At 30.1% G+C, this 584-nt stretch carries 1 protein-coding gene; it reads right to left on the bottom strand.

Features of this window, described 5'->3' with window-relative positions; genetic code table 11:
• Positions 1 to 158 precede the first annotated feature (158 nt).
• The gene (locus HU824_RS19470; RefSeq protein ID WP_255260580.1) at positions 159 to 431 is read right to left on the bottom strand and encodes a DUF4221 family protein; all 273 of its coding nucleotides are present in this window, start codon (positions 429 to 431) and stop codon (positions 159 to 161) included.
• Positions 432 to 584 lie beyond the last annotated feature (153 nt).

Here is a 584-nt window from a genome sequence, read left to right as displayed (position 1 = left end):
ATCGGGAGGATTTGGTTAACTTTGACTGAGTCCTTGGAATTAGTAGTTTTCATGGAGAAAAGTCGCCAAACTTTTCCTTTAAATTACTAAATTTCAGGGACTTTTGCAGATTTAATCACTTGAAAATCAAATGTTTAACAGCATATATTTAATTTTTGTCATCTACTAAAATACTTTTTAGTTGAATAATCATAAAACACAATTGAATTGTCATACTCATTAGTAAAAGCAAGAATACTACTATCGTTCCGCTGAAAAAATTGCATATATTCAAAACTCTGTACGGTTGAGTCATCTAATGCAAAAATTAAATCATCTGTAACAAGCAAATCAATACTATTCACAATATTTTTCTTATGCCCTGTAGAAGAACAACCACACAAGATCATAAACAGACTCCCTATTACTAAACAAATAAGATTATTTTTCATACAATCACCACCATATTTATGATAACACATCATTAGTGTCCAATAAAAATGGACGAGTTAAAAAATTAATCAAATAGTCCTTCAAAAAGGGGATAATCGAGTTCTTTGATATCGTTGAAATCAGTCTTATCGAACAGGTCACGTAAGTTCGTT

This window comes from Bacteroides sp. L10-4 (assembly GCF_013373675.1).
Lineage (GTDB): Bacteria > Bacteroidota > Bacteroidia > Bacteroidales > Bacteroidaceae > Bacteroides > Bacteroides muris.
The sequence above is the reverse complement of the archived record's forward strand: the minus strand, read 5'-3'. Positions and strand labels throughout refer to the sequence as shown.

Excerpts from the sequence above, each read along its gene's own strand:
- HU824_RS19470 (WP_255260580.1), bottom strand. The coding sequence starts at position 431 with ATGAAAAATAATCTTATTTGTTTAGTAATAGGGAGTCTGTTTATGATC.